Source organism: Ruegeria sp. YTSA219, assembly GCF_059609985.1.
In genome coordinates this window covers 193,829-215,682 of sequence record NZ_JBXWMT010000003.1, presented here as the reverse complement: position 1 = coordinate 215,682, position 21,854 = coordinate 193,829, and the positions used below count along the sequence as shown (strand labels likewise).

21 protein-coding genes are annotated in these 21,854 nt (G+C 59.2%); 11 read left to right on the top strand and 10 right to left on the bottom strand.

The annotated features are described in order from the left end of the window. Positions 1–76: 76 nt before the first annotated feature. Positions 77–1,648, top strand: a complete 1,572-nt coding sequence (locus tag AC2FFB_RS06590; protein ID WP_496688927.1) for a 2-isopropylmalate synthase — start codon at positions 77–79, stop codon at positions 1,646–1,648. 187 nt (positions 1,649–1,835) lie between these two features. Here the strand turns inward: AC2FFB_RS06590 and rlmJ are convergent, their stop codons facing one another. Beyond that, positions 1,836–2,621, bottom strand: coding sequence for a 23S rRNA (adenine(2030)-N(6))-methyltransferase RlmJ (gene rlmJ, locus AC2FFB_RS06585; RefSeq protein ID WP_496688929.1), 786 nt, complete (start codon positions 2,619–2,621; stop codon positions 1,836–1,838). Positions 2,622–2,775: 154 nt separating this feature from the next. On the opposite strand from rlmJ, the gene AC2FFB_RS06580 reads away from it, so the two are divergent. The 6 genes from AC2FFB_RS06580 to AC2FFB_RS06555 are packed head-to-tail and all read left to right on the top strand — an operon-like array spanning position 2,776 to position 9,339. Further along, positions 2,776–3,822, top strand: a complete 1,047-nt coding sequence (locus AC2FFB_RS06580) for a rod shape-determining protein (protein WP_142635599.1) — start codon at positions 2,776–2,778, stop codon at positions 3,820–3,822. Positions 3,823–3,877: 55 nt separating this feature from the next. After that, positions 3,878–4,780 carry a rod shape-determining protein MreC gene (gene mreC / locus AC2FFB_RS06575; RefSeq protein ID WP_496688931.1) on the top strand — a complete coding sequence of 301 codons (903 nt, stop codon included), beginning with the start codon at positions 3,878–3,880 and terminating at the stop codon, positions 4,778–4,780. Then, a complete protein-coding gene (locus AC2FFB_RS06570; RefSeq protein WP_496712119.1) occupies positions 4,773–5,306 on the top strand; it encodes a rod shape-determining protein MreD in 534 nt (177 codons plus the stop codon). The genes mreC and AC2FFB_RS06570 overlap by 8 nt, the downstream gene beginning before the upstream one ends. Next, complete coding sequence (gene mrdA / locus AC2FFB_RS06565; protein ID WP_271948353.1) at positions 5,306–7,255, top strand: penicillin-binding protein 2; 1,950 nt, start codon at positions 5,306–5,308, stop codon at positions 7,253–7,255. The genes AC2FFB_RS06570 and mrdA overlap by 1 nt, the downstream gene beginning before the upstream one ends. After that, complete coding sequence (rodA, locus tag AC2FFB_RS06560) at positions 7,252–8,391, top strand: rod shape-determining protein RodA (protein WP_142635590.1); 1,140 nt, start codon at positions 7,252–7,254, stop codon at positions 8,389–8,391. The genes mrdA and rodA overlap by 4 nt, the downstream gene beginning before the upstream one ends. 15 nt (positions 8,392–8,406) lie before the next feature. Then, a complete protein-coding gene (locus tag AC2FFB_RS06555; protein WP_281995379.1) occupies positions 8,407–9,339 on the top strand; it encodes a 2-hydroxyacid dehydrogenase in 933 nt (310 codons plus the stop codon). Here AC2FFB_RS06555 and AC2FFB_RS06550 read toward each other — a convergent pair. The 6 genes from AC2FFB_RS06550 to AC2FFB_RS06525 form a co-directional block, all read right to left on the bottom strand. Further along, on the bottom strand, positions 9,336–11,351 hold the full coding sequence (locus AC2FFB_RS06550) for a M3 family metallopeptidase (RefSeq protein WP_496874679.1): 2,016 nt from the start codon (positions 11,349–11,351) through the stop codon (positions 9,336–9,338). The genes AC2FFB_RS06555 and AC2FFB_RS06550 overlap by 4 nt on opposite strands. Positions 11,352–11,410: 59 nt before the next feature. Continuing rightward, positions 11,411–12,454 (bottom strand): HesA/MoeB/ThiF family protein, encoded by a 1,044-nt coding sequence (locus AC2FFB_RS06545; protein ID WP_281972520.1) that lies wholly within the window; start codon positions 12,452–12,454, stop codon positions 11,411–11,413. Then, entirely contained in the window at positions 12,454–12,909 is a 456-nt protein-coding gene (dut, locus tag AC2FFB_RS06540) for a dUTP diphosphatase (protein ID WP_496688939.1), read from the bottom strand. The genes AC2FFB_RS06545 and dut overlap by 1 nt, the downstream gene beginning before the upstream one ends. 15 nt (positions 12,910–12,924) lie before the next feature. Continuing rightward, on the bottom strand, positions 12,925–14,121 hold the full coding sequence (coaBC, locus tag AC2FFB_RS06535) for a bifunctional phosphopantothenoylcysteine decarboxylase/phosphopantothenate--cysteine ligase CoaBC (RefSeq protein WP_496688941.1): 1,197 nt from the start codon (positions 14,119–14,121) through the stop codon (positions 12,925–12,927). Between the two features lie 63 nt (positions 14,122–14,184). Continuing rightward, positions 14,185–15,000, bottom strand: a complete 816-nt coding sequence (locus AC2FFB_RS06530) for a ChaN family lipoprotein (protein ID WP_496874678.1) — start codon at positions 14,998–15,000, stop codon at positions 14,185–14,187. Further along, entirely contained in the window at positions 14,997–15,875 is an 879-nt protein-coding gene (locus AC2FFB_RS06525) for an RNA polymerase factor sigma-32 (protein ID WP_496874677.1), read from the bottom strand. The genes AC2FFB_RS06530 and AC2FFB_RS06525 overlap by 4 nt, the downstream gene beginning before the upstream one ends. A gap of 100 nt (positions 15,876–15,975) precedes the next feature. On the opposite strand from AC2FFB_RS06525, the gene cobU reads away from it, so the two are divergent. From cobU to AC2FFB_RS06505, 4 genes are read left to right on the top strand one after another with little or no spacing between them, the layout of a single operon-like run. Beyond that, positions 15,976–16,497, top strand: a complete 522-nt coding sequence (gene cobU, locus AC2FFB_RS06520; RefSeq protein WP_496688945.1) for a bifunctional adenosylcobinamide kinase/adenosylcobinamide-phosphate guanylyltransferase — start codon at positions 15,976–15,978, stop codon at positions 16,495–16,497. Further along, entirely contained in the window at positions 16,494–17,072 is a 579-nt protein-coding gene (locus tag AC2FFB_RS06515; RefSeq protein ID WP_496688947.1) for a histidine phosphatase family protein, read from the top strand. Before cobU ends, AC2FFB_RS06515 begins: the two co-directional genes overlap by 4 nt. A gap of 58 nt (positions 17,073–17,130) precedes the next feature. Further along, the gene (locus tag AC2FFB_RS06510) at positions 17,131–18,015 is read left to right on the top strand and encodes a glutathione S-transferase N-terminal domain-containing protein (RefSeq protein WP_496874676.1); all 885 of its coding nucleotides are present in this window, start codon (positions 17,131–17,133) and stop codon (positions 18,013–18,015) included. 45 nt (positions 18,016–18,060) lie between these two features. Further along, complete coding sequence (locus tag AC2FFB_RS06505) at positions 18,061–19,572, top strand: YifB family Mg chelatase-like AAA ATPase (protein ID WP_282021625.1); 1,512 nt, start codon at positions 18,061–18,063, stop codon at positions 19,570–19,572. On the opposite strand, the gene gshB is transcribed toward AC2FFB_RS06505, so the two are convergent. The 3 genes from gshB to rsmI are packed head-to-tail and all read right to left on the bottom strand — an operon-like array spanning position 19,569 to position 21,795. Further along, complete coding sequence (gene gshB, locus AC2FFB_RS06500; protein WP_496874675.1) at positions 19,569–20,501, bottom strand: glutathione synthase; 933 nt, start codon at positions 20,499–20,501, stop codon at positions 19,569–19,571. The genes AC2FFB_RS06505 and gshB overlap by 4 nt on opposite strands. 60 nt (positions 20,502–20,561) lie before the next feature. Next, complete coding sequence (locus AC2FFB_RS06495; protein WP_142635564.1) at positions 20,562–20,936, bottom strand: YraN family protein; 375 nt, start codon at positions 20,934–20,936, stop codon at positions 20,562–20,564. A 1-nt stretch (position 20,937) separates the two neighbouring features. Next, positions 20,938–21,795, bottom strand: coding sequence for a 16S rRNA (cytidine(1402)-2'-O)-methyltransferase (rsmI, locus tag AC2FFB_RS06490; protein ID WP_496693592.1), 858 nt, complete (start codon positions 21,793–21,795; stop codon positions 20,938–20,940). Positions 21,796–21,854 lie beyond the last annotated feature (59 nt).

The window sequence follows — 21,854 nt, the reverse complement described above, 5'->3', positions numbered from 1 at the left end:
TGCCACCCGGCGCGCCCGCTCAGAGGAGGACGCCCGCGCGCCATAGGCTTTAGGACAGAAGAAGAAAGAGAATCCCATGACCAATGTGACCGACCAAGACCGCGTCTTGATCTTTGACACCACTTTGCGCGACGGCGAGCAGAGCCCCGGCGCGACCATGACCCATGCCGAAAAGCTGGAAATCGCGGAACTGCTGGACGAGATGGGTGTTGACATCATCGAGGCCGGTTTCCCGATCGCATCAGAAGGCGACTTCAAAGCCGTCAGCGAGATTGCCGAGCGATCACAAAACAGCCGCATCTGTGGGTTGGCCCGTGCGAATTTCGCTGATATCGACCGCTGCTGGGAGGCGATCAAACACGCTGGCAAGAACCGCATCCACACTTTCATCGGCACCTCTCCACTGCACCGTGCCATTCCGAACCTGACCATGGACGAGATGGCCGACAAGATCCACGAAACCGTCAGCCACGCCCGCAACCTGTGCGAAAATGTACAGTGGTCGCCGATGGATGCGACCCGGACCGAGTGGGATTATCTGTGCCGTGTGATCGAGATCGCGATCAAGGCCGGTGCCACGACGATCAACATCCCCGACACTGTCGGTTACACGGCACCTGTCGAATCCGCTGACCTGATCAAGCGCCTGATCGAAACGGTTCCGGGCGCGGATGAGGTGGTGTTTGCCACCCATTGCCACAACGATCTTGGCATGGCGACGGCGAACTCACTGGCGGCTGTCGCTGGTGGTGCGCGTCAAATCGAGTGCACCATCAATGGCCTTGGCGAGCGTGCGGGCAATACTGCGCTGGAAGAAGTTGTGATGGCGCTGCGCACCCGCAATGACATCATGCCGTGGCATACCGGCATCGACACCACCAAGATCATGCATATCTCGCGCCGGGTTGCGACGGTTGCGGGCTTCCCGGTTCAGTTCAACAAAGCCATTGTCGGCAAGAATGCCTTTGCGCATGAAAGCGGAATCCATCAGGACGGCATGCTGAAGAACCGAGAGAATTTCGAGATCATGCGCCCTGAAGATATCGGCCTGTCGGGCACCTCTTTGCCGCTTGGCAAACACTCGGGCCGGGCTGCGTTGCGCGATAAGCTGGAAACGCTCGGCTTTGAGGTCGGTGACAATCAGCTCAAGGACATCTTCGTGCGGTTCAAGGATCTGGCCGACCGCAAGAAAGAGGTTTTTGACGACGACCTGATCGCGTTGATGAGCCAGGATGATGAGGCCGACGATCACCTGCAGTTGGTTTCGATGAAAGTCACCTGCGGCACCGGCGGTCAGGCGGAATCGACGGTCGAACTGGAAGTGGATGGCAAGGACATTGTCGCGACCGAACATGGCGACGGTCCAGTCGATGCCACCTTCAAAGCCGTTCGCCGAATCTATCCCAACACCGCCCGCCTGCAACTGTATCAGGTCCATGCTGTGACCGAGGGTACTGATGCGCAGGCAACCGTATCGGTTCGGCTGGAAGAGGACGGCATGATCGCCACCGGTCAGTCAGCGAATACCGATACGGTCGTGGCATCCGCCAAGGCCTATATCCACGCACTGAACCGCCTGATCATGCGCCGTGAAAAGGCCGGGCCAGGTGCAGACACGCGTGAAATCAGCTACAAGGACCTGACCTGACCTGACCGCCAGATGAAACTCCCAAGGGCTCCCGCACCTGCAGGTGCCCGGCTACGCCGGACGCCCTTGCGGCTTTGGGCCCGGCAGCGCGCCTGCGGCGCGCTGCCGGGCCCAACACGTTTGACGGCATCTTTAAGATGCTGGCAAATGGGGCGGGAGAACCCTATGGTCCGAAATCAGACTGGCGTCACAGCCCTTTGAACAGCTCTGACAGACGGTCCATTTCATCTTGGATGCCAAAGGGCGCGTTCAGCAGGAACATCCCTGATCCGACCATTCGGTGACCTTCCCGCGCAGGTGCAAACTGGACTTCATGACAGATCGCCTTGGGAAAGCCCTGCGCCTTCAACGCGGCAATCATCGGGGCCTGGCGTTGATCGGTCAGGATCGGATACCACAGCGCGATGACGCCCACATTCCATTTACGGTGCAGTTTTGAGATCACGCCCGGCAGCCGGTCATAATCCGCCTTCACCTCATAGCTGGGATCAATCATCAGCATCCCGCGCCGCGGCGTTGGCGGCAGCAACGACTGCGCCAGCTCAAACCCGTCCTGTTTGTACTCCTTTGCCCCAAAGGGGGACATGGTCATCGACAATGCCGCGTATTCCTGCGGGTGCAGCTCTGCGAAATGCAGGCTGTCCTGATCCCTCAGCAGGTTGGCCGCGATCAGCGGCGAACCGGCATAGCTGTTTTCTCCGTGCCGTTCATGAACCTTGGCCAGCGCCTGCGACAAAGGATGATCAGATGGAAACCACCCTTCGCGCTGCGCTCGCTTGATACCTACGGCGGCCTCGCCTGTGCGCACGGCTTCTGCTGCGTCTAACTGGTACAGGCCACGCCCGGAATGGGTTTCAAGATAGGTTATCGGCTTATCTTTTCGCGTCAGATAGTCCAGTACCCATGCCAAAAGAGCGTGCTTTTGAACATCAGCCAGATTCCCGGCGTGGTAAATGTGTTGATAAGAGAGCATGTTGCCTTCTAAAGTCCCTCTCAATAAGGCGGAAAGGTGCTGAGTTACGCGGAATCAGCCCTTTTACCGGGCGAGATGGCACCCTATAAGACATCCGTCCCGGAACCGTCGAGTCGCGGGCAGTAGAAATTCTGACGAACGGGATCAGTACAACATGGGCATCTTTGGCAATCTGGGCGGCTTGTTCTCAGCGGACATGGCGATCGACCTTGGAACAGCAAATACGCTTGTTTATGTCAAAGGGCGCGGTGTGATCCTGTCGGAACCTTCAGTTGTGGCTTACCACGTCAAGGATGGGGTTAAGAAAGTCCTCGCCGTCGGTGAGGATGCCAAGCTGATGCTGGGCCGAACCCCTGGTTCGATCGAAGCGATCCGCCCCATGCGCGAAGGCGTGATTGCGGATTTCGACACCGCTGAAGAAATGATCAAGCACTTTATTCGTAAGGTGCATAAACGCTCCACATTCTCAAAGCCCAAAATCATTGTCTGCGTCCCCCATGGTGCTACGCCTGTTGAAAAACGGGCCATTCGCCAATCGGTTATGTCCGCAGGCGCTCGCCGGGCGGGCCTGATCGCCGAACCCATCGCTGCGGCTATTGGTGCAGGAATGCCCATCACCGACCCGACCGGCAACATGGTTGTGGACATCGGCGGCGGTACCACCGAGGTTGCCGTTCTGTCGCTGGGCGACATTGTCTATGCCCGTTCGGTCCGCGTCGGCGGAGACCGGATGGATGAGGCGATTATCTCATACTTGCGCCGCCAGCAGAACCTGTTGGTGGGTGAATCCACCGCCGAGCGGATCAAGACCACCATCGGAACCGCCCGTATGCCTGATGACGGGCGCGGCCAGTCGATGCATATCCGTGGCCGCGATCTGTTGAATGGCGTGCCCAAAGAAATCGAAATCAGCCAGGCGCAGGTCGCCGAGGCCCTGTCGGAACCGGTTCAGGCAATCTGCGAAGCCGTTATGACCGCACTTGAAACCACGCCACCTGATCTGGCCGCAGATATCGTGGACCGCGGCGTCATGCTGACCGGTGGCGGTGCTTTGTTGGGCGATTTGGATTTGGCACTGCGGGAACAGACAGGTCTGGCCGTGTCAATTGCTGATGAAAGCCTGAACTGTGTGGCTTTGGGCACCGGCAAGGCACTGGAATACGAAAAACAGCTGCGCCACGCGATTGACTACGAAAGCTAAGGCGCGCACCCTCTAAAGGGTACATTCGGGCGCGAGCAGCACGGGAAGGAGTCCTGTGGCAAAGGACCGATCACAGCGCGATGAATACACCACCCCGCTCCGCCGTCTGCTGCTGGGGATCGTGGTTCTGTGCCTTCTGGGCATCTTTCTGGTCTGGCGCATTGACAGCCCTCGCGTCGAACGGTTTCGGGCGCAGGTTGTCGACAACGTGGTGCCCTCGATGGATTGGGCGATGGTTCCGGTTACCGCTGCGGTCAATCTGGCACGGGATTTTCAGAGCTATCAACGCCTGAGCGAGCAGAACCAGGAATTGCGCAGCGAGTTGCGTCTGATGCGCGCCTGGAAAGAGGCCGCACTGCAACTTGAGCAGGAAAATGCCCGGCTTCTGGATCTAAACAATGTGCGTCTCGATCCGCGCCTGACCTATATTACCGGGGTCGTCATGGCCGATAGCGGTTCTCCGTTCCGGCAGTCGGTTCTGTTGAACGTGGGCGAGCGTGACGGAATCATGGATGGATGGGCCACCATGGACGGGATTGGCGTTGTCGGCCGTATCTCGGGAGTTGGTCCAGATACCGCACGGGTGATCCTGATGACCGACGCAACCAGCGCGATACCTGCCACGATTCAACCGTCGGGGCAGACCGCTCTGATTGCCGGGGACAACACCGCCGCGCCTGTGGTTGAGTTTCTGGAGAATCGCGAACTGGTCCGCCCGGGCGACAGGGTTGTGACCTCGGGGGACGGCGGCGTTTTCCCTGGCGGCCTGCTGATCGGTCAGATTACCGCTGATCCGGGTGGCCGCCTGCGGGTGCGGCTGTCTGCAGATTTTGAACGGCTCAAATTTCTAAGAGTGCTGCGCTATCAGTCTGCGCCACTTATTCAGAACCCCGGAGGAATTGTCGGCCCACGCCAACCCGAGGCGGCACTGACACCGACGGAGACCGGCGATGGATAGTGCCGCGTCCGATCTGTGGCCCAAACGTGGCCTGTATCTGCTGTTGGCGCTGCTGGTCTTGTTCCTGCACCTGCTGCCACTGGACACGCAGCCGGATCGCTGGCCGTTTCCGGATTTCCTGATTGCGTTGACCTTTGCCTGGGTTCTGCGGCGCCCCGAATATGTGCCAACCCTGCTGGTCGCCCTGATCATGCTGGCAGCCGACCTTCTGTTTCAACGTCCCCCCGGGTTGCTGGCCGCGCTTGTTGTGTTGGGTACTGCCTATCTTCAGTCCGCAACTCCCGGGTTGCGCGACGCGGGCTTTTTGGGCGAATGGACCACCGTTGCCGTCGTGATCACAGCTGTTTTTTTCCTGAATCGCGTCATTCTTGCTATTCTGTCCGTGCAACAAGCGGCATTGGGGATGGTCGTGGTGCAAGTGGTTCTGACAATCGGGATCTACCCATTGATCGTTCTGCTCAGTCAGAACGGTTTTGGTGTGCGTCGTGCCGCACCTTCTGACCCTGGCCTGTCCGGAGGGCGGTAATGAAACAGCGCAAACCCAAGTCACAGGGCCTCGCCTATAAACGTTTGCCACGCCGTGCGTTGATCCTTGGAGGCCTGCAAGCCGCTTTTATCGGGGGTCTGGCCGCCCGGATGCGGTTTATGCAGGTAGATCAGGCTGACGAATACCGCCTGTTGGCCGAGGAAAACCGGATTAACATCCGACTGATCCCGCCCACACGTGGTCGAATATACGATCGCAACGGGCAGATCATCGGGCAAAACTCTCCGTCCTACCGTATCGTCATGGTGCGCGAAGATGCGGGCGATGTTGAAGCTGTCATCTCCAAGCTTTCTGAACTGATCCCACTGACCGAGGATGAGATCGAACGCGCCATGACCGAAATGCGCAGATCGGCCCCGTTCCTGCCGGTCACTCTGGCCGATCAAGTCACGTGGGAAGATATCTCGAAAGTTGCCGTCAACGCCCCCGCCCTGCCCGGTGTCACACCCGAGGTTGGGATGACCCGGCAATATCCCAGATATGAGGATTTCGCGCATATCGTCGGCTATGTCGGACCGGTCAGCGATTACGACCTCAGTCAGATAGAAGATCCGGAACCCGTTCTGCGCATTCCCCGTTTTCAGATTGGCAAGGTCGGGCTTGAGGCCAAACAGGAAATCAGCCTGCGCGGCAAAGCAGGCGCCAAACGCGTCGAAGTGAACGCCACCGGCCGCGTGATGCGTGAACTTGACCGTCAAGAAGGTTTGGCCGGAGCCGATTTGCAACTGTCGGTCGATGCCGATCTTCAACAATACGCTCAGGCCCGTTTGGCTGGTGAAAGCGCCGCAGCAGTGGTGATCGATTGTGAGACCGGTGATATCCGCGCCATCAGTTCCGCACCCAGCTTTGATCCCAACCTTTTTGTGCGCGGAATCTCGGTTGCCGATTACCGGGCTCTGACACAAGACAACTATCGCCCGTTGGCCAACAAGACAGTACAGGGCACTTATCCACCCGGCTCGACCTTTAAGATGATCACCGCCATGGCCGCGCTTGAGGCTGGGGTCATCGGTCCTGGAAACACTGTTTACTGCCCCGGCCACTTGAAAGTCGGCAGTCGCCGGTTCCATTGTTGGAAACGCGGCGGGCATGGTACAGTTGATCTTGGTCTGTCTCTGAAACGCAGCTGCGATGTGTATTATTACGACGTTGCCCTGCGCACAGGCATCGACAATATCTCCGACATGGCTCGTATCTTTGGGCTGGGCGTGAAGCACGATATCCCGATGTCCGCAGTGGCTGCAGGGCTTGCCCCCAATCAGGCTTGGAAAGAGCGTGTCCACGGCGAAGAATGGCTGGTAGGTGACACTGCCAATGCCTCAATCGGTCAGGGCTTTATGCTGGCCTCACCGCTGCAACTAGCCGTCATGACAGCCCGGATTGCAACTGGGCGTGCGGTCTCGCCACGCCTTGTGCGTTCGGTCAATGGGGTCGAACAACCCTCGGGCGCCGGGGAACCGCTGGCGGTCAATCGGACTAATCTGGAATATGTCCGCAAGGCGATGTTCTCGGTCTCGAACGACCGGCGCGGGACGGCCTATCGCAGCCGCATCATTTCGGATGAGTTCCGCATGGCGGGCAAGACAGGCACCAGCCAGGTCCGCAATATCACCAAGGCAGAGCGTGCGGCTGGCGTTATCCGCAACGAAGACCTGCCGTGGGAACGCCGTGACCACGCGCTGTTCGTCAGCTTTGCCCCCTATGACAACCCGAAATACGCCGTAGCCGTCGTGGTGGAACATGGCGGGGGGGGGTCGAAGGCCGCGGCACCAGTTGCACGGGATATCATGCTGCAGGCGCTGTACAACGGTACGCCACCACTCGAAGCCTATCCGGCCGCCGATCGTGAGCGTATCAAGGAACAGCAAAAACGGCTGGAGGGCGACCGCCGCCCCAAAGCGCGTCCGCCCCAGAAGGACCGCGCATGAGCTATCTTGAATATGCCGTCAAATCCACGCCATCGGGGTTCCGCAAGTTCCTGTATATGAACTGGCCCCTGACCCTGCTGCTGATCAGCGTGGCCAGCGCAGGGTTCCTGATGCTGTACTCGGTGGCGGGTGGATCATGGACCCCTTGGGCCGAACCTCAGATGGAACGCTTTGGGTTGGGCCTGACCGCGATGTTCATTGTGGCACTGGTCCCGATCTGGTTCTGGCGAAATATGTCGGTTCTGGCTTATCTGGCCTCGATCGCTCTACTTGTGGTGGTCGAGTTGTTCGGAACAGTTGGCATGGGCGCGCAACGCTGGATCGACCTGGGGTTCATGCGCCTGCAGCCATCAGAGGTGATGAAAGTAGCACTGGTGATGGTGCTTGCGGCCTATTACGACTGGCTCCCATCGCATAAAACGTCACACCCCCTTTGGGTTCTGATCCCTGTCATCCTGATCCTGATCCCAACCTTCATGGTGTTGCGCCAGCCGGATCTCGGCACCTCGATCCTGCTGCTGGCGGCGGGGGGAGGCCTGATGTTTCTGGCCGGCGTTCACTGGGCCTATTTCGCTGCGGTTATTGCCGCAGGTGTCGGTCTGATCGCCACGGTCTTCAACAGCCGCGGAACCGAGTGGCAGTTGCTCAAGGATTACCAGTTCCGCCGCATCGACACCTTCCTTGATCCCTCCACCGATCCGCTGGGCGCGGGGTATCACATCACCCAATCCAAGATCGCGCTGGGGTCCGGAGGCTGGAACGGGCGCGGGTTCATGCAGGGCACACAATCGCGCCTGAACTTCCTGCCCGAGAAACACACAGATTTCATCTTTACGACGCTGGCCGAAGAATTCGGATTTGTCGGCGGCATCACCCTGCTGGTTCTCTATGGGCTGATCCTGATCTTCTGCCTGGTTACGGCCCTGACAACCAAGGACAGGTTTTCCTCTTTGGTCACGCTGGGTATCGCACTGAACTTCTTCCTATTCTTTGCCGTGAACATGTCGATGGTCATGGGCTTGGCCCCAGTCGTAGGAGTTCCCCTGCCGATGGTCAGCTATGGCGGTTCGGCCATGCTGGTTTTGATGGCAGCTTTCGGCATCGTCCAAAGTGCCCATATTCACCGCCCCCGCTGATCCGAAAGGCCCGTTATGACTGCAAACATCCTGTTCTCGGCACGCCCCGAACTATGGCCCGTGTATCAACCCTTGATGACACAGTACCTGACTAATGCCGGGGTCGTGTTTCAGCTAGGCACCACGTTTGAACCAGATCAGGTGGATTACGTCGTCTATGCGCCCAATAGCGGCTTACGGGATTTTGCACCTTACACCCGCCTCAAGGCCGTGCTCAGCCTATGGGCTGGGATCGAAAGCATCGTCGAGAATGACACTCTGACTGTGCCGCTGGCGCGAATGGTGGACCACGGGTTGACGCAGGGAATGACCGAATGGGTCGTCGGTCACGTGCTGCGCTATCATCTGGGTATGGACCGGCACATCACGGTTCAGGATGGGGTTTGGGCCCCAGATCCACCACCGCTGGCCTCGGACAGAACCGTCTGCATCCTGGGCCTTGGCGCATTGGGAGAGGCCGCAGCCCGCGCGCTGTCGACACTGAATTTCAACGTTACCGGCTGGAGCCGCTCGGCCAAGGCCATCCCCGGGGTCACCTGCTTTCACGGTGAGGATGGGTTGCGTGCGGCACTGACACAGGCCGAGATCGCGGTTTTATTGCTGCCCGATACGCCTGCCACGGAAAACACACTGAACGCCGAAACCCTGTCGCTGATGCCTAAGGGTGCGCATATCATCAACCCGGGCCGAGGACCGCTGATCGACGATCACGCCTTGCTGGCAGCTCTGGATACGGGCCAGATCGGTCACGCAACGCTGGATGTTTTCCGGGTCGAGCCGCTGCCTGCGAGCCACCCGTATTGGACGCATCCAAACGTCACGGTGACGCCTCACATTGCCTCTGAAACCCGCCCCGTTACATCGGCGCAGGTGATCTGTGAAAATATTCGCAGAGGTGAGGCGGGCGAGCCTTTCCTGCACCTCGTTGACCGCGAATTGGGATATTAGGCTGCGATAAGGCCGCGCCCCTTCAGCAGGGCCTCAACCCCCGGCAAACGACCGCGGAAGGCCAGATATAGTTCTTCGGCTTCGCGGGAACCGCCGGTGGACAGGATATTTTCCTCAAGCGCTTTTGCGCGTTCGGAATCAAAGGCGCCCCCCGCCTCTTCGAACGCGGCGAAGGCGTCAGCATCCATGACCTCGGACCACATATAGCTGTAATAGCCAGCGCTATAGCCGTCACCAGCAAACACATGCGCAAAATGCGGCGTGGCATGGCGCATCCCGATTGCCGCGGGCATTCCCAGATCCGCCAGAACTTCTGTCTGTCTCGCCATCGGCTCGTCGGGCGCTGCGCCCTCATGAAAGGCCAGATCAACCAGCGCCGAGGCCACATATTCTACAGTCTGGAACCCCTGATCGAAATTGGCGGCCTTGAGCACTTTCTTTAGCATCTCCTGCGGCATCGGCGCGCCGGTTTCGGCATGAGTGGCGAATTCGGCCAGAACCTCTGGGACTTCAAGCCAGTGTTCGTATAGCTGGCTGGGCAGCTCGACAAAGTCGCGCGCAACGGAGGTGCCCGAGATGCTTTCATAGGTCACGTTCGACAGCATCTGGTGCAACGCATGGCCGAATTCATGGAACAAAGTCCGAGCGTCGTCATAAGACAGCAGCGCCGGATCACCCTTGGCGAAATTACAGACGTTGATCACGACCGGAGCCTGCACCTTGGGAAACTTTGCCTGCCCGCGCATCGCGCTGCACCAAGCGCCTGACCGTTTGGAGCCGCGTGCAAAGTAATCCCCAATGAACACCGCGATATGTTGCCCGTTCCGTGTCACCTCCCAGGCCCGGCAGTCCGGATGGTACAGCGGTATGTCCAACTGCTTGAATTCCAGCCCGAACAAACGGTTCGCGCAGGCAAAAGAGGCCTCGATCATGCGATCCAACTGCAGGTACGGTTTCAGCGCCGCCTCATCGAGATCGTGTTCAGCCTTGCGGCGTTTCTCGGCGTAGTAACGCCAGTCCCACGCTTCCAAGGGCCCATTGACCCCATCATTCTGCATCATCTGCGTCAGGATTTCGGCATCAGCATTGGCGCGCGTTTTGGCAGGCTCCCAAACCTGCATCAGCAGATCACGGACGCGGTCGGGCGTGCGGGCCATTTCGGTTTCCAGTTTGAAATCGGCAAAGCTTTCATAGCCCAGCAGCTTTGCACGTTCCTGACGCAACTGCAGGATTTCGGCGGCAATTTCCCGGTTGTCAGTCTCGCCGCCATTTGCCCCCCGGGCAGTCCATGCGCGATAGGCTTTCTGGCGCAAAGCCCGGCGCGGTGAAAACTGCAGAAACGGTACGATCAGTGACCGGGACAGGGTGACAACCGGTCCTTTTGCACCCTTTTCCTCACCCGCTGCCCGGGCAGAATTGACCACAAAATCAGGAAGCCCCTGTAGGTCATCTTCGGACAATTCCATGAACCAATCGCGCTCATCGGCAAGAAGGTTCTGGGTGAAGGACGTCCCCAGTGAGGCAAGCCGCGCTTTGATCTCTTGCATCCGCGTGTCTTCGTTTCCCTCAAGCGCCGCACCAGCGCGCACAAACCCGCGATGCGACAGCATCAGAACGCGTGCCTGCTCATCCGTCAGGCCCAGTTCATCCTTGCGCGCCCACAGGTCGGCGACCCGCTGAAACAACGCCTTGTTGGACGAAATCCCCGAGAAATGCGCGGCCAGCTTGGGTGAAAATTCGCGCTGCAACTCCTCACGCAAGGGATTGCTGTCTGCGCCCGCGACCGTGAAGAATACAGACAGAACCTTGTCCATCATCTCTCCTGCAGCTTCCAGCGCTTCGACCGTGTTGGCAAAAGTCGGGGCCTCCGGGTTAGAGGCAATCGCGCCAATCTCAGCGTTATGGGCCTGCATGGCCGCGTCCAGGGCCGGGGCGAAATCCGTGTCGGATATCGTGTCGAACGGTGCAATTTCGAACGCGCTGGTCCAGGCGGACAGAATCGGGTTGGTCATTGAAGTCTCCTTTGTCCCCTACCTAAGAACGACGGCGCGTTCGATCCAGAGCAGGGGGGTTATCCTTTGCCACAAACGGGGCAATCTGCACGGCGAGGCAGTGTAATCTTGCGGCTTTCGCCATAGAGAGCGTCGTAAATCAGCATCTCACCCCTCAGTGCCAGACCCGCCCCGGTGATCACCTTGATCGCCTCAACAGCCATCATCGAACCGACGACGCCAGGCAAGGGGCCGATCACCCCAGCCTCGGCGCAGGACGGGGCCAGACCTGGAGCCGGAGCCTCGGGGAAAATGCACTGATAACAAGGCGCATCGTTGGCCGGGTCGAAAACGCTGAGCTGGCCTTCCCATTGCGACAGAGCCCCCGAAATCAGCGGCTTGCCCAACGCGACCGCCGTGCGATTGGCCAAATAGCGCGTGTCGAAATTATCAGTTCCGTCCAGGATGACGTCAAAATCGGAAAATAGCTCGGTGGCGACCTCTTCGGTCAGTCGGCGGTGATAGGGCAGAACAACCACATTCGGGTTTTGCGCCAGCATGGCCTGCTGGGCCGAAAAAACCTTGGGCATGCCGATATCCGCATCCTGGTGGATCACCTGACGCTGAAGATTGGCGTTCTCAACCTCATCATCATCAATCACCCCGATCGTGCCGACCCCGGCCGCAGCCAGATACTGCAAAGCGGGCGCCCCAAGCCCCCCGGCGCCGATCACAAGCACGCGGGCCTGCTTCATCTTTTTCTGCCCTGGCCCACCAATTTCGCGCAACACGATATGGCGGGCATAGCGGTCAAGCTCGGTCTCGGAGAATTTGTCTGAGGGCATGGCTGGCTCCTTGTTCGAGGCCGGCGCCGCGCGTTTTCGCAGCGCTTTCAGTCCCTTTCCATAGATCAGAACCAGAACCGCCGTACCAACCAAAATCAACCAGGTCGCAGCAGAACCACCCGTGGCCTGACGCAGGGGGTTACCAAGGGGCAAAACCAGCTGTGCCGAGATTACCCCCAGCAACAACACCCCAACCGAAATCATCCGTGCATTGCGTGACACGCCGGCCAGATAGCCGAGCCCCCAAAGCGCTGCGGCGATGATCAGGACAAGTAACATCAGCCGCGCCCGGTCGAACCGAACCCGCCTGCACCGCGGTCAGTATCGCTGAGCGTATCCGTGGCCTCAAATGACGCCTGCACCACCGGGGCGACGACCAGTTGGGCGATACGTTCCCCATGTGTGATTTCAAAGCTCTCCTGCCCAGCGTTCAACAGGATCACCCCCAGAGGGCCGCGATAGTCGCTGTCGATCGTACCCGGCGTATTGGGCAGCGTGATCCCGTATTTCAGCGCAAGGCCCGAGCGGGGCCGGACCTGCACCTCATACCCATTTGGGATTTCAATCCGCAGTCCGGTGGGAACCAGAGCCCGTTGACCGGGCAGCAGCGTGACCGGCGTCTTGTCCGGCAAGTTTGCACGCACATCCGCACCTGCCGCTCCGGTGGTTTCATAAGATGGCAAGGGCACCGAAGGGTCGGCCCCGTCCTCACGGATCACACGAATTGCTACCATCGGATATCCTCTTGTCTAACCGGCCAACGCGTCGGAAATCTTGCGTGCCAGTTTTTCGGCCACTGCGTCTTTGCCCATGCGTGGCCATTCCTCGGCCCCATCGTCGGAAATCAGGATCACCGCGTTTTCGGCCCCCCCCATGATCCCGGTCCCCGGGCTGACATCATTCGCAATGATCCAGTCGCACCCTTTGCGGTCGCGTTTGGCGGTCGCATGTTCGATCACATTGTCCGTTTCCGCGGCAAAGCCAACAACTAGCGCGGGGCGTCCATCGTCCAGCTTGGCGACCCGCTTCAGAATGTCCGGGTTTTCAGCAAAATCCAGCGCCGGAAGACCGTCGCGTGTCTTTTTCAGCTTGCGGTCCGACGCGCTGGCCACCCGCCAATCCGCCACGGCGGCGGCAAATACCCCGGCATCGACAGGCAAGGCTGAATCCACCGCGTCTGACATCTGCTGGGCTGTTTCAACCCGCACAACCTCGACCCCATCGGGTGCAGGAACCTCGGCAGGTCCGGTTACAAACACAACCTCTGCACCCAACGCAGACAGAGCACGTGCAATCGCTGTGCCCTGCGCCCCGGATGAGCGGTTCGCGATATAGCGGACCGGGTCAATCGGCTCGTGCGTGGGACCCGAGGTCACAAGAATGCGTTTACCGCTGAGCGGTCCGCCGCCCAGCGATGCCTCAACCGCGGCGACGATCTCAAGCGGTTCCGACATGCGGCCCGGACCAAATTCGCCACAGGCCATGTCGCCTTCGTTCGGCCCGACAAAACGAATGCCGTCCGCCTGCAACTGTTCAAAATTACGACGCATCGCCGGGTGATCCCACATACGGACATTCATCGCAGGCGCACACAGAACCGGTGTGTCAGTCGCCATCAATAGGGTCGAGGCCAGATCATTCGCCAACCCACCTGCCATTTTGCCCATTAAATCCGCAGTCGCCGGAGCGACTACGACAAGATCCGCAGATCGGGACAGCTGGATATGCCCCATCTCGGCCTCATCGGTCAGATCGAACAGATCGCGATAGGCCTTCTCGCCGGCCAGCGCGGCAACAGACAGAGGTGTCACGAATTCTTCTGCTGCGCGGGTCAGGACCGGCGTAACGGCGGCGTCGCGTTCCTTCAGTCGCCGGATCAGATCCAGTGACTTATAGGCAGCAATACCGCCACCAATGATCAGCAGAATCCGTTTCGATGCCAGCATGTTGTGCCCTTCCCGTCTCGGTCGGCCCCGACATTAGGCAAGCGCGCCCGACAGTTCCAGCGGTTAATTCTGCGGTTGAAAGGCCAGGCAGGGGTCTTCTCGGTCCGCGGTCGGGCTGTCGATGACTGCATCATAGTCCCCTTGGATCGTACCGTCTTCAGACTGACCCAGGACATACACTTTAAGACCCGGACGCAGACGCGACAGGAATGTCGGAATACCGCGGTCCTTTCGTGCGTGGCCATTTCCGGTGATAACTGCAACCGGGCCACCGGTTTCGACAACGGCACGCAATATGGCCCGTGCCAGCACCGCATCGCGCAACCTTTGGATCGCAACCAGCTGCGGCAGAGCGCTTTCCGGCAGCGCATCGCAATGCGCCGCCATCTGGTCAGCCTCGCGCGCCGCCTGTTCCGCCTTTGACAGAGGTACGGTCAACCCAAATCGCGCTGCGTCAGCGCCTAGCGCAGTTGCAGCGCCACGTTCCATCGCTGTACGCGCTGCCTTACGCGGGACCATTGCGCCATAGACCGGCGCATCCGTGGCCTGAAAGATCGGGTAATACAGGCTGAGAGGGGGCCAGCCGGATTCCGCCCAACGCAGGATGCGTGACAGTTCTTCGGGATCGGACGCCGCTTTTTGCGCCAGGCGCTGCGCGCCTTCCTCGGTGACCATTTCCCAGACTACAGCGGAGGGGTCGATCAATGTAATCGCCTGTTCCTGAACCAGATGATGGTGGGGATTGTCATGGGTTTCGCCCAGCAAAACAACGTCTGCCATTCGCATCGCTGCCGCGACATCGTCAGGGATCAGGTCATCGGCATGACCGGACCCAGCCATAACCATCAGCGTACACATCAGAATCGCAATCTGTTTCATGCGATGAAGTGTTGCACCTCGCGCGATTGAGCTTCAAGGTTCTTACGCATTTTTACAAAAGCCGCGGCTTCAAGCTGACGCACCCTCTCTTTCGACAGGCCCAGTTCCTGACCCAGACTTTCCAGTGTGCGCACCGGTTCGCGCAGCTTGCGTTCACGCACGATGAAGCGCTCTCGGTCGTTGAGGGCCTGCATCGCCATCACCAACCATTCGCGCAACTGTTCGGTGTCGTGCTTGTTTTCAACGGTTTCAGCGGCCTGTGCCCGGTCATCCTCTAACGCGTCGATCCATTCGCGCCCGTCTTCATCCGTAGATTGCACAGCGTTCAACGAGAAATCCGACCCTGCCAGCCGGCCTTGCATCATCTCAACGTCGCGCAACGGAACACCGATCTCGGCTGCTATCATCTGGTGCAACTGGTGACGGTCCAGCGCCATTCCATCAGTGGCCGCTTCGCGTTCAAGCCGGGCCTGGACGCGACGCATGTTGAAAAACAGGGTTTTCTGGGCAGAGGTGGACCCGGTCCGAACCATTGACCAGTTTCGCATTACATAGTCCTGGATACTCGCCTTGATCCACCAGACGGCATAGGTCGAGAACCGAACCCCGCGATCCGGGTCAAATTTGTCAGCGGCCTTCATCAGACCCAATCCGGCCTCTTGGATCAGATCGTTCATCGGCGCGCCATAACGTTTGAACTTGGCCGCCATCGAAATTGCCAGTCGCATATAGGCAGTGATTAACCGGTGCAGCGCCTTTTCATCGCGCTGGTCGCGCCAGGCATAGGCCAGCTTCAACTCGGTTTCTGCATCCAGTAACTCGGCCTTCATCGCCCTGCGCGACATCGAGAAATCGTTTGCGCTGTCCAGTGCCATGGAAATCTCCCTTTTTCGCTGGCGCGGCCCGGGCTTGCCTTGCCGACCCATGGTCGATACGCAGAACAACACCAGGTGGATCACTTAAAAGGTAATGATCGTGGGTTCGGATTTAACCTTTGTGCTGGGCGGAGCAGCCTCAGGCAAGTCGGCATTCGCCGAGCAACTTGTTGTTTTATCACGGAAAAGCCGCGTTTATCTGGCTACATCACAAGTGTTTGATGATGAGATGCGCGATAAGGTTAAGCGCCATGTTTCACAGCGCGGCAGCGGTTGGGAAACGATCGAGACCCCCCTGGACCTTGGCGCAACGCTGGCCGAGCTGACCCCGGATCAGATCTGTCTGATAGATTGTGCTACCATGTGGCTAACCAATCACCTGCTGGCGGAACACGACCTGCAGCAGGCCCAGACAGCACTGATTGATGCGTTACGAGACTGTCCTGCCCCGGTCGTCATCGTCTCGAACGAGGTTGGCCACGGGATCGTCCCGGGCAACGCCCTGTCTCGCCAATTCCGCGAGGCGCAAGGCCGCCTGAACATCGCGCTCGCCGCGCAGGCTGATCTGGTGGTTCAGGTCACCGCCGGGCTTCCTGTGGTGTTGAAAGGGCAACTGCCATGACGCGTCTGCATCTAGTCAGGCACGGTCCGACCCATGCCAAAACCATGGTCGGCTGGTCCAATCTGCCTGCTGACCTAAGCGACCACGCCGCCATTGGCCGGCTAAAAAGCTACTTGCCGGCCAACGGGTTGTTGATCTCATCCGACCTGTGCCGTGCCGTTGACACGGCTTCGGCGGTACAGGGCACCCGGCACCGCCTGCCCCACCACCCCGACCTGCGAGAGATCAATTTTGGCAGTTGGGAATTGCGCGGGTTCGAGGAAATCGAGGCCGAAGACCCCGAACTAACCTTCGCCTACTGGGACAATCCCGGTGAAGTTCGCCCGCCAAACGGCGAAAGCTGGAATGAAGTCCGAGCCCGCGTCAACGCGGTTATTGACAGGTTGATTGGCGATCACACCGGCCAGGACCTGATCATTGTTGCCCATTTCGGCGTCATCCTGACACAGGTCCAGCGTGCCATGGATGTGGACGCGCAAGAGGCTTTCGGCCACCGGATCGACAATCTTTCCGTGACTGAGATTACTCATCACGGCGACGGTTGGTCGGTCGGTCGGATCAATCACTGCCCGTGATCAGGCCGCGCACAAATCTCTGTTTTACGGATTGAATAGCTTGAGTCATCCTAGACCCATGACCTATGATTTGTTTATCGGAGACCGCCTGTTTTCCAGTTGGTCCTTGCGTGGTTGGTTGATGCTGGAAAAGTTCGACCTGCCCTATCGAAACCACATGATCGGCCTTTATTCAGGCACTATGGCCGAGGATATTAAACCCCTGTTCCCGGCGCGTCTGGTGCCTGCTCTGCGCCTGCCAGACGGAACTGTGGTTGGTGAAAGCCTTGCCATGGCCGAGACCTTGGCTGAGCGCCACCCACAGGTCGGATTGTGGCCCTCTGACGCGGCTGCCCGCGCCACTGCACGGTGGCTTTGCACCGAGATGGTGGCCGGGTTTTCAGCCCTCCGCGGGGAATGCGCGATGCAGCTGCTTCATAGTTGGAAGGGTTTCGAACCGGCGGCCGAAACGCTTGCTGACCTGCGCCGGATCGAAACCCTTTGGGATCATGCGCGCCAAGTGTCTGGGGCGAACACCGGCCCTTTGTTCGGTACATATTCTTTGGTGGATGTGTTTTACACGCCCGTTGCCGCGCGGATCATCGGTTATGGGCTACCTGTTTCGGACGCCAACCGGGACTATTGCCTGACCCTCCTGTCGGATCCGGTTGTCAGGCAGTGGCGTGCGATGGGTCTGACAGTCCAGTACGACCCTTTCCCGTATTCGCTGGACCTTCAATCGGATCCCTGGCCAATCGGCGGGGCATCGTCTGCTGTGGCCGCCCAGAGCGGTCCCTCGGTCAACCAGACCTGCCCCTATTCCGGAGAGCCCGTCACAGATTTTCTGGACCTGGACGGTCAGCGCTGGGGATTCTGCAATCGGTTCTGCCGCGACAAAACCCTCGCCGATCCGGAGGCATGGCCGAAATTCACTCAGATGGTCAGCGCCGTTAACGATTCCTAAACCGGCGGCGTGCCAGTAACGACCTGTTAACCAAGCAGGTCGTTCATGGTCGCTCGTTCTCATACAGTCGCCTTTCAAGGTGTCGACGCCCGCCCGGTCGAGGTGCAATGCGCGGTTTCACCGGGGTTGCCTGCCTTTTCCATCGTCGGCCTGCCCGACAAAGCAGTTTCAGAGGCCCGCGATCGCGTCCGAAGCGCGCTAAGCTCGATGGCCATTGCCCTGCCGTCAAAGCGTATCACCATCAACCTATCCCCCGCTGACCTGCCCAAAGAAGGCAGCCATTTCGACCTGCCCATTGCGGTGGCTCTGCTGTCAGCCCTGGAAATCATTCCCAAGGACGCGGCTGAAGGGGCCGTTTCACTGGGGGAATTGTCACTGGACGGGTCTCTTGTGCCTGTTGTCGGGGCGCTTCCTGCCGCGATGACCGCCGCGGCCGAGGACCGAACCCTGCTGTGCCCTCGGGCCTCCAGCGCCGAGGCGGCTTGGGTTGACGCTACTCAGGTGATCGGCGCTGAATCTTTGGGCGATGTTGTCCGCCACTTCTCGGGCCAAGCCCCTTTGCCCGCTGCCCTGCCCGGCGAGGTCAACCTTTCCCCCAGCACCCGCGACCTGCGCGATGTCAAAGGGCAGGAGCGGGCGAAACGCGCGTTGGAGATTGCCGCCGCAGGGCGGCACCACCTGATGATGATCGGCACGCCGGGGTCCGGGAAATCCATGCTGGCCGCGCGCCTGCCGGGGATATTGCCGCCGCTGACACCGACCGAGGCGCTTGAAACCTCGATGATCCAATCCCTGTGCGGCCTGCTTGACGAAGGCGGCATCAGCCGCACCAGACCATTTCGCGAGCCGCATCATACGGCATCGATGGCGGCCATTGTTGGTGGAGGGAAAGGAGCCAAACCAGGAGAAATCTCATTGGCCCATAACGGGGTTTTGTTCATGGATGAATTTCCCGAATTCCCACGAACCGTTCTGGAAACCCTGCGCCAACCCATCGAAACCGGAGAAGTCATGATTGCACGTGCCAATGCGCATGTGAAATATCCCTGCCGCTTTATGCTGGTTGCCGCCGCCAACCCCTGCAAATGCGGCTACCTGACAGATCCGGCGCGGGCCTGCTCGCGTGCGCCGGTCTGCGGCGAGGATTATCTGGGGCGCATATCAGGCCCGCTGATAGATCGGTTCGACCTGAGGATCGAGGTGCCTCCGGTCGGGTTCACCGACCTTGACCTGCCTCCATCCGGGGACAGTTCGGCCACGGTTGCCGCGCGTGTCGAGCAGACGCGTGCGGTTCAAGCGCAAAGATACACTGGAACGTCCGCGCGCCAGAATGCGGATGTTGAGGGCAATGTGCTGGAAGAAATCGCCGCGCCGGATGCCGAAGGAAAAGAGCTGCTGTTGAAAGCGGCCGAGAAATTTGGTTTGTCAGCGCGCGCCTTTCACCGCATCTTGCGGGTCGCGCGCACCATCGCCGATCTGGACGGCGCATCAGATGTCCGAAGACCCCATGTGGCCGAGGCGCTGAGCTTTCGCATCAGCGCCAATATTGCATCTTAAAGCCTGGCTTCGATGGCCTGCCAAATCTTTTCTGCGATGTTCACGCCATCAAACCGTTCCAATTCCTGAATTCCGGTTGGCGAAGTCACGTTGATCTCGGTCAGGTAATCGCCGATTACATCGATACCAACAAAAACCTGCCCTTTTTCCTTCAACAAAGGTCCAATGGCTGCGCAAATCTCAAGATCGCGATCCGTCAGACCAACCTTTTCGGGCCGTCCCCCCACATGCATGTTGGATCGTGTTTCACCTTTGGCGGGAACACGGTTGATTGCACCCACAGCCTGACCGTCCACCAGAATGACCCGTTTGTCGCCATTGCTGACATCGGGCAGGAATTTCTGAACGATCAGAGGTTCGCGCGAAAACCCGGTGAACAATTCGTGCAAAGATGTCAGGTTCCGGTCGTTGCCATCCAACCGGAACACCCCCGCACCGCCATTTCCATAAAGCGGTTTCAGGATAATATCGCCGTGCTTTTCTTTGAACGCCTTAATCGTCTGCAGATCGCGGGCGATGGTTGTCGGTGGCGTCAGATCAGGGAAATCCAGCACCAGGAGTTTTTCGGGATAGTTCCGAACCCAGAATGGATCATTTACCACCAGCGCCTGTCCCTTAAGCCGGTCCAGCAGGTGGGTGGAAGTGATATAGTGCATGTCAAACGGGGGATCCTGACGCAGCCAGACCACGTCGAACTCGGTCAGATCAACCTCGCGCTCGGGCCCCAATTCTGCCGGGTTTCCAGCCACGCGCTGCACCGTCATATCGTGGCCGCGGGCCGTGATCCGGCCCTCCTGATAAGCCAGTTTGTCAGGGCTGTAGAAGAACAGCGTATGCCCGCGCGCCTGTGCCTCTTCGGCCAGACGGAATGAGCTGTCGGCATTGATATCCACGGCCCCGATCGGGTCCATCTGAAAGGCAATTTTCATGGCGTGTCCCTCAGTTTCACGCCAGATACATGGCCCAGCCAGGCCGGGGGTTCAATGGGGTCAGACCTGATCAAAGGCGTTTTCGATGATTTGCACCGCGCCGAACGCATCCACCAAAGCCGCATCAAACCGAACATTTGTCAGCTGGCCGTTGGGTTCCCCTTCCAGAAATTGGGCAGCCGAGGCACAGATACGGTCCATCTGGCGCCGTTTGATCCGGGCAGCAGCCATCTCAAAGCTTGTGCTTTTCTTGACCTCGACGAAAACCAATCCATCGCCGTTGCGGACGATCAGATCAATCTCGCCCCCTGCCCCGCGCCAACGGCGATGTGCTATGGAATATCCCCGCCGCTCGTAATCTGCCGCAACCTGCTGTTCCGCCGCCTGACCCGCATGATAAGAAACCGAACTTCGGACAGTGCTGCGTGAGGTCATCTTACCTTTTCCCGAGTTTCAGCGCCTTCTGATAGATCGGTCGACGCGGCAGTTTATACATCTGCGACACCAAATCCGCCGCATCGCGTACTGAATGAGTTTCCAGGGCGCGTATCAAAGCCTCTTCTATGTCTGAATCGTTAACAGTTTCCGAAGCGCCACGGTCTACCAGCAGAACAATTTCGCCTTTGACCGTCTGACTCGCCAATTCTTCTGCCAGCTCTGCCAGCGACCCGCGCCGAACTTCTTCGAATTTCTTGGTTAATTCGCGGCACATCGCGGCCTGCCTGTTTTCCCCTAGAACCTCGGCCAGATCCGACAGACAGGACGCCACACGTTTCGGAGATTCATAAAATACCAACGTCCCAGGCACATCTCGCAGCGTCTCGATCCGCGTCCGGCGCGCGCCTGAGGCATTGGGCAAAAACCCCGCAAAGAAAAAGGCATCCGTCGGTAAACCGGCCAGCGTCAGCGCCATCAGCGCGGCGGACGGCCCCGGCGCGCAGGTGACAGTATGCCCCGCCTCGGCCGCCTGTCGTCCCAGATCATATCCCGGGTCCGCGATCAGAGGCATTCCGGCCTCAGACGCATAGGCCACCGATTTCCCCTCAGCCAGCGCGTCCAGGATTTTGCCGCGGGCGCCTGCACCGCTGTGATCGTGATAGGCAAGAATGCGGCGCCCCTCGAGAGGAACGCCGTGAATCTCCATCAACCGGCGCAGGCTGCGCGTGTCTTCGGCGGCGATCATATCCGCCGACGCCAACACGTCTAGCGCCCTGAGTGTAATGTCGCGCGCCGCCCCGATCGGAGTGGCAACAAAATACAGGCCCGTGCCCAATTTGACTTTTTGAAAATTCAAAGCTGGACCCTCACAGCGTGACGTCTATTATCGCGGCGCAAATAATGGCAGCATCCCAA

Coding starts and splice junctions, on each gene's coding strand:
- AC2FFB_RS06590 (WP_496688927.1), top strand. CDS start 77: ATGACCAATGTGACCGACCAAGACCGCGTCTTGATCTTTGACACCACT.
- rlmJ (WP_496688929.1), bottom strand. CDS start 2,621: ATGCTCTCTTATCAACACATTTACCACGCCGGGAATCTGGCTGATGTT.
- AC2FFB_RS06580 (WP_142635599.1), top strand. CDS start 2,776: ATGGGCATCTTTGGCAATCTGGGCGGCTTGTTCTCAGCGGACATGGCG.
- AC2FFB_RS06570 (WP_496712119.1), top strand. CDS start 4,773: ATGGATAGTGCCGCGTCCGATCTGTGGCCCAAACGTGGCCTGTATCTG.
- mrdA (WP_271948353.1), top strand. CDS start 5,306: ATGAAACAGCGCAAACCCAAGTCACAGGGCCTCGCCTATAAACGTTTG.
- rodA (WP_142635590.1), top strand. CDS start 7,252: ATGAGCTATCTTGAATATGCCGTCAAATCCACGCCATCGGGGTTCCGC.
- AC2FFB_RS06555 (WP_281995379.1), top strand. CDS start 8,407: ATGACTGCAAACATCCTGTTCTCGGCACGCCCCGAACTATGGCCCGTG.
- AC2FFB_RS06550 (WP_496874679.1), bottom strand. CDS start 11,351: ATGACCAACCCGATTCTGTCCGCCTGGACCAGCGCGTTCGAAATTGCA.
- AC2FFB_RS06545 (WP_281972520.1), bottom strand. CDS start 12,454: ATGTTACTTGTCCTGATCATCGCCGCAGCGCTTTGGGGGCTCGGCTAT.
- dut (WP_496688939.1), bottom strand. CDS start 12,909: ATGGTAGCAATTCGTGTGATCCGTGAGGACGGGGCCGACCCTTCGGTG.
- coaBC (WP_496688941.1), bottom strand. CDS start 14,121: ATGCTGGCATCGAAACGGATTCTGCTGATCATTGGTGGCGGTATTGCT.
- AC2FFB_RS06530 (WP_496874678.1), bottom strand. CDS start 15,000: ATGAAACAGATTGCGATTCTGATGTGTACGCTGATGGTTATGGCTGGG.
- AC2FFB_RS06525 (WP_496874677.1), bottom strand. CDS start 15,875: ATGGCACTGGACAGCGCAAACGATTTCTCGATGTCGCGCAGGGCGATG.
- AC2FFB_RS06515 (WP_496688947.1), top strand. CDS start 16,494: ATGACGCGTCTGCATCTAGTCAGGCACGGTCCGACCCATGCCAAAACC.
- AC2FFB_RS06510 (WP_496874676.1), top strand. CDS start 17,131: ATGACCTATGATTTGTTTATCGGAGACCGCCTGTTTTCCAGTTGGTCC.
- AC2FFB_RS06505 (WP_282021625.1), top strand. CDS start 18,061: ATGGTCGCTCGTTCTCATACAGTCGCCTTTCAAGGTGTCGACGCCCGC.
- gshB (WP_496874675.1), bottom strand. CDS start 20,501: ATGAAAATTGCCTTTCAGATGGACCCGATCGGGGCCGTGGATATCAAT.
- AC2FFB_RS06495 (WP_142635564.1), bottom strand. CDS start 20,936: ATGACCTCACGCAGCACTGTCCGAAGTTCGGTTTCTTATCATGCGGGT.